General features: G+C 49.3%; 4 protein-coding genes and 1 rRNA gene. 2 read left to right on the top strand and 3 right to left on the bottom strand.

The annotated features are described in order from the left end of the window. Positions 1-285 (bottom strand): 16S ribosomal RNA (locus tag BMX45_RS12735); the annotation flags it as partial. 495 nt (positions 286-780) lie between these two features. Here BMX45_RS12735 and BMX45_RS12730 point away from each other — a divergent pair. Further along, positions 781-2,037, top strand: coding sequence for an MFS transporter (locus tag BMX45_RS12730; RefSeq protein ID WP_090909985.1), 1,257 nt, complete (start codon positions 781-783; stop codon positions 2,035-2,037). Positions 2,038-2,318: 281 nt separating this feature from the next. Further along, the gene (locus tag BMX45_RS32115; protein ID WP_175495094.1) at positions 2,319-4,082 is read left to right on the top strand and encodes a protein kinase domain-containing protein; all 1,764 of its coding nucleotides are present in this window, start codon (positions 2,319-2,321) and stop codon (positions 4,080-4,082) included. A gap of 158 nt (positions 4,083-4,240) precedes the next feature. Here BMX45_RS32115 and BMX45_RS12720 read toward each other — a convergent pair whose 3' ends face one another. Then, positions 4,241-7,960 carry an S-layer homology domain-containing protein gene (locus tag BMX45_RS12720; RefSeq protein ID WP_175495093.1) on the bottom strand — a complete coding sequence of 1,240 codons (3,720 nt, stop codon included), beginning with the start codon at positions 7,958-7,960 and terminating at the stop codon, positions 4,241-4,243. Positions 7,961-8,248: 288 nt separating this feature from the next. Then, positions 8,249-8,377 carry a hypothetical protein gene (locus BMX45_RS32110; protein ID WP_302847900.1) on the bottom strand — a complete coding sequence of 43 codons (129 nt, stop codon included), beginning with the start codon at positions 8,375-8,377 and terminating at the stop codon, positions 8,249-8,251. Between the last annotated feature and the right edge of the window lie 40 nt (positions 8,378-8,417).

The following is an 8,417-nucleotide window of genomic DNA, read 5'->3' as shown; positions in this document are numbered from 1 at the left end:
CTTGGTGAGCCGTTACCCCACCAACTAGCTAATGCGCCGCAGGCCCATCCTCAAGTGACAGATTGCTCCGCCTTTCATTATCTCACAATGCTGCAAAATAAATTATCCGGTATTAGCTACCGTTTCCGGTAGTTATCCCAGTCTTGAGGGCAGGTTGCCTACGTGTTACTCACCCGTCCGCCGCTAACCTTCAGGAGTGCAAGCACTCCATCAAGTCCGCTCGACTTGCATGTATTAGGCACGCCGCCAGCGTTCGTCCTGAGCCAGGATCAAACTCTCCAATAAAGTTTGACTTGCTCATTTCAAAGCTAACGTATTAACGTTTGCTTGTATTACATTGACGTGATCCATTTGTTCAGTTTTCAAGGAACTTGTTGGCTGCTTTGCCGATCAAATCTCAATCAGCAGCGCAGGTTTATATCTTATCAAGTATTTAACTTGATGTCAACACATTTTTTCGACGCCGTTCGACAAGCTTCAAAAGCTTTCGTCAAAAGCGACAGTTAGTAATATACCACGACCCAAAAGATATAGCAAGCATTTTTAAAAGAAAATATGTAAAGTTTCGCATAACATCATTGATGACATGATTAATGCCTGTTGTAGATCAATATTCATTCGAGTCTGTCTACCTCACCCGTATAAATTTGCTTCATCATGGAGCTCATTTTGATTTAATTATCATCTCGAAATGTAATTGATTTCCTATTCAAAAGGTTTTAAGGTTAGTTCATCGCTTTTTGCAGACCGACTATATCTATTAAGAAAGGAGTTCGCCGCATGGCAGACAAAAGCATCGCTCTCCAAAAGCCCAAAGACACACCAAGTCCTGCACATGGAGAGGCTAATCAGGCTACAGTATACAAAATTCTAATCGCCATCAGTTTCGTGCATTTGTTTAATGATTCGATTCAGTCCGTGATCCCTGCTATCTTTCCCATATTAAAGGATAATCTGCTGCTTACCTTTACTCAGATCGGTTGGATCTCCTTTGCTATCAACTTCACATCATCTATCATTCAGCCGGTTATCGGGTATGCCGCGGATCGAAAGCCGACACCGATTTTGCTTCCGATCGGTATGTGTTTCACGTTTGCAGGCGTATTTATTCTTGCATATGCACATACATATCTCCTGGTTCTATTCGCGGTCGTTCTGATCGGATTAGGCTCGGCGACCTTCCACCCTGAGGGAATGCGGGTCGCTCATATGGCTGCAGGTATGCGAAAAGGGTTATCCCAATCGATCTTTCAAGTAGGGGGCAATGCCGGACAGTCACTTGCTCCGCTACTAACAAGATACATTTTCGTACCGTTCGGACAGTTTGGCGCGATCGGTTTCACCTTCGTTGCTGCGGCTGGTATCATCGTGCAATCCTATGTTGCGCATTGGTATCACGGCATGCTGAAGGCTGGTTACACATTTAAAAAGAAAGCTGCCGGGCGCATGCTCGATCCCGCCCGCCGCAAGAGCGTGCGCAATGCAACGCTGGTGCTCGTCATTCTCGTGTTTATCCGCTCCTGGTATGGCGCAGCCATTAGCAGCTATTATGCCTTCTACCTCATGGATGCATACAAGATCACGATTGATAATGCTCAGATTTATATTTTTCTGTTTCTCGCTTCCGGAGCTGTGGGCACCTTCTTCGGCGGTCCGCTGGCCGACCGCTTTGGCCGCCGCAATATGATCATGCTCTCCATGATCGGTACGGCACCCATTGCGTTGATTCTGCCGTTCGCCTCGCCATTCTGGGCGGCTGTATTGCTGCTCATCGGCGGATTTGTCCTATTATCCAGTTTCTCGGTCACCGTTGTGTATGCTCAAATGCTGCATCCGGGCAATATCGGTACGGTATCCGGGCTGATCACCGGGTTTGCTTTTGGCATGGGCGGGGTCGGTTCGCTTGTGCTCGGTAATCTCGGGGATGCTTGGGGAATCGGCAATGTGATGATCGCCATCGGCTTCTTGCCGCTGCTAGGTCTGCTTGCCCTGCTTCTTCCGGGTGATGACAAGCTGGATCAGTGGGCACGGGATTAACTGTCTCCGCCAGGTCTCTGTAATCGATCAGGTTGTTTGTATGCTTTAAACATAGTTCTGGTCCTCATAAGACAGGCGCCCAAATCATCCCGCACCGTACGGATCGACTGGGCGTCTGTCTTTTACATTTACATAAAACGGATATCTGCGTCTGTATCGCTAACCTTTCATTCCTTTGATAATCCCAGTCTATAGACATGATATACTAAACAAAATACAAGCCATAGTACGACATGCCAGATACGAGCATACGAACAGGCTAGACCAAAGGAATGTGCGATATGTTGAAAATCCCAGGATATACGATCACCGGCATCGTCTATGAGGATTCATATATAACGGTGGCGTATGCCCGTTCCGAGCGAACCCGGAGAACGATGCTCCTAAAAATTGTAAAAGAAGGTAGCCGTACAACGATCGAGAATGCGAAGCTCATCCACGAATATCATTTCCTCAATGATTTGAATGTGGACGGGCTGTTCAAGCCTGCATCCTACTTATCGTTCAAGACAATGATCGTATTGGAGTTTGAACCCATTCACGCTATAACCTTAAGGGAATATGTACGAATCCACGGCTCCTCGCCCTCGGTATTAATCCCAATGCTTGAGCGTGCTGCCCGCAGGCTGCAGGATCTGCATACCCACGACGTTCTGCATTTAAACATCAGGCCAGATACCCTTCTTGTTCAGGAAAGCACGCAGGACATTTATTTAACAGGCTTCGGATACGCCGTTCGCCGGGATCAATTGAATTTACAGGGGCATGGCAGTCTGGAAGCCAATCCTATCTATATGTCTCCGGAACAAACCGGGAGAATGAGCCATCGCCTGGATGGCAGAGCCGATATCTACTCGCTTGGCGTGACATTCTACGAGCTATTCGCTCATAGACTTCCCTTCACCGCGAACGGTGCACTTCCTTGGGCTCACGCCCATCTTACCATAAGGCCTGATCCCTTCCATGATATTCAGCTGCCTCAATGGATTTCAGAACTTATCCTGAACATGCTGGAAAAAGACCCCGATGACCGCTACCTCGACATGAGGAGCATTGCTGAGAAAATAACTCGGCATCGATTAGCTGCTGAATCAGATCCGGATGCCAAGCGCTGCAGGTATGAAACCAGGCAAAATCCTTCCGCTTCCCATTCATTTCAGCAGCATGAAACACTCACTGATAAGGACGAGGGGGATAAGTCCTTCCAGGAAACCATTCCCTCCATGTCGCTTTCGGGCCATATCGTCAACTATCCGCAAGTGTTGGATTTGGCCGCCATCATGCAGGCATCACATATTTTTAACTCGGAGATCGCAACGGGGCGAGTAGCTGAACGTTTCATGCAGCTCCTGGTCATGAACGCCGGCGCCCATCGCGGTCTGATGCTAATGTTGCAGGACGGCAAATGGTATGTAGAAGCTGCGGCAAAGATGGACGGCAGGCGATGGACAGCTTCTTCTCAACGAACTCTCCTGGAGGATGCCCATGGAGTCAGCCGTCGTTTGCTTATTCAGACAGCGGAATCCCAAGCTGCCCTTCACGGGCCGACTGCCACACCAGGGATGGTTGAGTTGAACTCAACTTCTTCCGCTCAATCGACAGAAGGTTCCGTGCTTTATTTTCCTATCGTTATTCAGGATCAATTGCTAGGAGTATTGTTTCTGCAAAATGAGATGAGCAGAAAAGCGTTTGCCCCCGATCGTTTTCATGTGTTGAGCACCATTGCCTCCCAAGCTCTATTTGCCGTTCATGCGAAAGTCCGCTCCCGTACCGAGCTGCCGCTTTCCGAACATGGCCTCCAATCGGCAAAAAAGCGTGCGGGAGGAGTGCATGATTTAACAGGACGGGAGAAGGAAGTGCTTCGCCTGATCTCGAAGGGTCTCTCGAATAAAGAAATCGCCGCGGCACTTACCATTACCAATGAGACAGTAAAGACCCACATCAAGAAAATCTTCGAAAAACTGAAGGTTGACCGAAGAGGAAAAGCCGCAGCCATCGCTAATACGCTCGGTTTGCTTCACGAGGACCATCCCTTTCCTGAGTAGCCCCTATATCCAGAAGGGACTAAACGCCAGCTATAAGCTGCATTTCTTCGCCTCTACGCTTCTGTTCCACGATCAGTATGCTTGGGCAGCATGTGAATGCTCTTATAATAGATCTAAAAAGCTTACTTAAGGAAGAGACCTTAAGTAAGCTTTTTCGTTTATATGCTCTGTTCAATTACATTTTTAAAACGGTATATAACCGCTGCTACCTCTGCTCGTGTTGCCAATCCTCGAGGCAAGAACCTTCCTCCGGGGTACCCGTTCATCAGCTCGTTCTCGACCACGTCGGATACCTGTTGCTTTGCCCAGGCGGATATGGAGCCTTGGTCTTTGAAGGAAGTTAAGTTTGTACCGGAAACGCTGGAGGAAAGACTCACAAGCTGGCTCGAGTTGGCCAGCATGACAGCCATTTGCTCACGTGTGATCGGATCATCGGGGCCAAAAGCTCGGCTGCTGTACCCACCAATAATTCCATGGGCTAGAGCAGTACGAATCGCGTCGCCAGCCCAGTGATTTTTAATATCCTGGAATGCAGCGCTGTATTGCCCCTTTAATCCCAGGCTCCGTATCAGCAGCGCGACAAATTCGGCCCGGGTCACCGGACGGTCTGGTTTGTAGCTTCCGTCAGGATAACCTTTTACCAGCTTCAGATCATATAGCGCCTGGATGTCAGACTCGGCCCAGTGTCCGGTAATGTCGGTAAGGGCAGGAGTCTGTTTGCTAGGGGGCGGCTGTGCAGCAGACGAACCGCCGTCATTTCCTGGAGCTGGTGTTGTTGGGGTTGAAATCGATCCTGGAAGTCCTTCGTTCTTATCCCCCTTATCTACTGGAGCAGGATTCGGCTCGCTCCCGCCGCTTCCCGGTGTAGGATCAGTCGATCCTGTATCTCCACCACCTGGCCGAGGCGTAACGTTAACCGTTCGAACAACCTCTTCCGCCTCATTGCCGGCACGATCGGCTACCGAATAACGGAGCGTGTATTGTCCCGGTCTGGAAGTATCGACTTTACCTTCAACCTCGATACGATCCGTTAGATTTCCGTCTAGATTGTCATTGGCCATGGCCCCCGGATCCATATAGTCAGAACCTTGCACCAATGAGATTCGAGATTCGCCAAGCAGGGTAATTACCGGCTTTTCACGATCGATATTCGTGATTTCCACCAGTTTCACCGACTCATTGCCTGCATGATCCCGGACATAATAAGTAATCCAGCCATTGTCATGGACCTCCAGCCTATCACTCCAAGGCTCGCCGCCACCGTGTGCGAAATAGGAAGCATCCTGTTGCCCGAAGGCAAGCTTACTCTCAACCAACGGATTCGGAGCATAGACCGAGGCGGTCACCGTGACGTCGGTTTGCGTCGGAACAGACGGTGACACCGCAACCTGAATGACTGGCACCTCTTTAAAAATGTTCATGATTTCAATGGTCTCAATTGTTTTGTTGCCCGCTGCACTCTCGGCGTATACGGTATACCATCCATTCAACTCCGCTTCGAAGGTTCCGTTAAAGTCGTTCCCTTCCGCGTCAAAATAGGACAACGGCTGGATTCCCGGCGCCCACTTCGTAGACATAATCGGACTTAACGTACCGTACACATCAGCCGTTACGGCCACATTCTGGTTTGTCGGATCCTTGATAGAAGGCTGCAGGTGGATGATCGGTTCTTCCCTATCGATGTTGCTTACATGGAAGGATCTAACATTCCCGTTACCGGCACCGTCTTTTGCATATACCGTGTATTCTCCGTTCGCATCCACCGTAAATACATCCTGGAACACGGTGCCCCTTCCTTGCTCGAAGTAAACTTCGTCCTGCACACCGGCGCTCCATTTCATAAGTGAGATCACGCCGGAGTTGTCCATGCCGGATACCCACACTTCGACATCCTGACTCGTCCACGTACCGGGCGTTAGCTTGGGCTCCGATATTATCGGTCTTTCGTTATCCATTCGGGTAACCTCAATGACGGCCACGGCCTCGTAACCAGCATTGTCTTTGATATAAACGGTATACATTCCATTGCTGTCAACGGTAAAGCTGCTATCGGTAAACGGAGTGCCTTCATTGTTGAAATAATCGGGATCATGATGTCCGGCAGCCCATTTCTGCACCGCGATCCCGCTGCCGTTGTCCGTTACATCAAGTTGTATTCGAACGGGGCTGTTCGCCCAATCGGGGTTGTCGAGTGACAGCCGGAGGTTTGGGCCGCTTTTATAAATATTGGTGATTTCTACAGTCTCGATCTGTTCGTTCCCGGCCTTATCCTTGGCATAGACTGTGTATATACCATTCTCTGAAACCGTAAAGCCTGTCCCTTGCAAGGTGTTCCCCTCTGCCGCAAAATATGAGGCCGGCTGCTTGCCCACTGCCCATTTGACGATCTCGGTGCCGCTTTCCTGATCGGAGGCGTCTACAGTAATAGCGATATCCGTCTGCGTCGGCTCTGTCGTGAAAGGCGTCAACGAAATCGCAGGGGGGATATCGTCCAGATTGTCAATCGTGATCTGCTCTGTTACCGCATTCCCCGCTTGATCTTCTGCATAAACGGTGTAGATCCCGTTATCCGTCACTGTAAAAGAATCGCTAAACATAGTTCCGCCGCCATTCTTGAAAAATGCAAGCGGCTGGTTGCCGGCAGCCCACTTCGTGAGCTTAACCCCGCTGAGATCATCTACGGTTGATGCGGTAATTTGGACAGACCCAGCTGTCCACCCCGTCGGCGATGACGTCAGGGTAAGCGAAGGTGATACTCGATCAATGTTCCCGATTTCAATGAACTGCACCATTTCATTCCCTGCACGATCCTTTGCATACCAGGTATACCATCCGTTATTGAACGCGGTGAACATGCTGCCGCCTTGCGGCAGATGGCCGTTATTATGGAAAAGGGACACCGGTTGGCGGCCTTCCGCCCATTTCTCAATCTGGACCCCGCTACCCGTATCATATGCTCGTCCGTTAACAATAACGTTGCCCTGTGTCCAATCTGACGTAGATTGCGACAGAGATACCGATGGCGGGCTATTGTCGAAAAATACGGAGCTTCCATCCGTGGTCGCCGATACGGTCATAGGAATCCCTTCGTCTTGGTATGCAATGCTGAAATGGATCTCCCCTTCCGGATGGTTAGCATCCAGCGTCACAAAGGCCCTCCATTCGTTTCCGACCGCGTTCGGTATAGCGATTGCTTGCATTTGCTGTCCAGCCAGTGTGACACTTGGGGATTGGAGCGCTCGAAGCGATGAAAAGGATAACGTAACCGTATCGCCTGCCCTTGCATAACGCCGATCTGCCCCATGGGACTGAATCGAAGTGCTGCGGATGAGGTCGGCATTCAGGTTGTAACTCACCCGGGAAAGGCTGTAGTTTAATGCCTTGTTTTCGCCGCTCCAAGTTGTCGTATAATAGCTTATTGTAGCCCATAACGCGTTAGCCGGCACCTCTGGACCGCTTAAAATATTGACGCCGTCCACACTGTACGTATACTGCTGATTATCGATGGGTTGATTCTCAAAGACCGCTCCATCAAAGTTACTTAACGTCAGCCACCTCACATCGGCAGGCAGGTCATTCAACCCTCTAAGATTCATCAATTTCTTCTCGGTTGTAATCCCGTCTCGGCTGTAGTAAAGCTCCACCCCGTCAAAATTGATCGGCATGAACGTGACCCAGCGCGCGTTAAAAGGGACTTTATTAAAGTCGTCCAGAACCCTGACGGTGGTACCATCGCTATAGATAGAATGGACTCCGGCAAATCCTCTTGGATCATAAGCGATGGTACCAATCGTCTCGGCCTGCACCTTGAATGCGGAGGCCTGATCTTTCACTGGAATGACCAGGCTGCCTAATAGAAGCGGTACGATCATGGCCATCACAATGAATGTTTGTGCTACACTGCGCTTAATGGCTCTTATCCTCCTTTTTTTCATTTTTTAAACATACAAACTTAGTGAAATAGGAATGTATACCTATATAAAATAGTAGCTTTTGCCTGGGTTGATATGTATCCCCCGTATGAGGGATCTTTGGCGAAAAATGAAAAAAAGACTCGGGTAATCACCTGAGTCTTTTTTGGTATTTCATATGAGTTTGTTTTCACTTTATTTTACGAACCAGCTTAATAAACCAATAAAGGAAGATCCACGGCAAAATATAGGTCGTTAACCATTCGACGCTTCGCTGGATCGCACCGCCTTCCGTCTCTTTGGCAATCCCCCCAACACGGTGAAGATGATGAATAGAGGTACGAGTGCTATGGTAAAATAAATGACGGCTTTTTGGGCTTTCATCTTGGTTCGCCTCCCCGTTTGGCTCATCCATTTCCTTTAT

It is taken from the genome of Paenibacillus sp. cl141a, assembly GCF_900109305.1.
Classification (GTDB): domain Bacteria; phylum Bacillota; class Bacilli; order Paenibacillales; family Paenibacillaceae; genus Paenibacillus_AQ; species Paenibacillus_AQ lautus_A.
This window is presented reverse-complemented; position numbering and strand designations above follow the sequence as displayed.

Coding starts and splice junctions, on each gene's coding strand:
- BMX45_RS32115 (WP_175495094.1), top strand. CDS start 2,319: ATGTTGAAAATCCCAGGATATACGATCACCGGCATCGTCTATGAGGAT.
- BMX45_RS12720 (WP_175495093.1), bottom strand. CDS start 7,960: ATGGCCATGATCGTACCGCTTCTATTAGGCAGCCTGGTCATTCCAGTG.
- BMX45_RS12730 (WP_090909985.1), top strand. CDS start 781: ATGGCAGACAAAAGCATCGCTCTCCAAAAGCCCAAAGACACACCAAGT.
- BMX45_RS32110 (WP_302847900.1), bottom strand. CDS start 8,377: ATGAAAGCCCAAAAAGCCGTCATTTATTTTACCATAGCACTCGTACCT.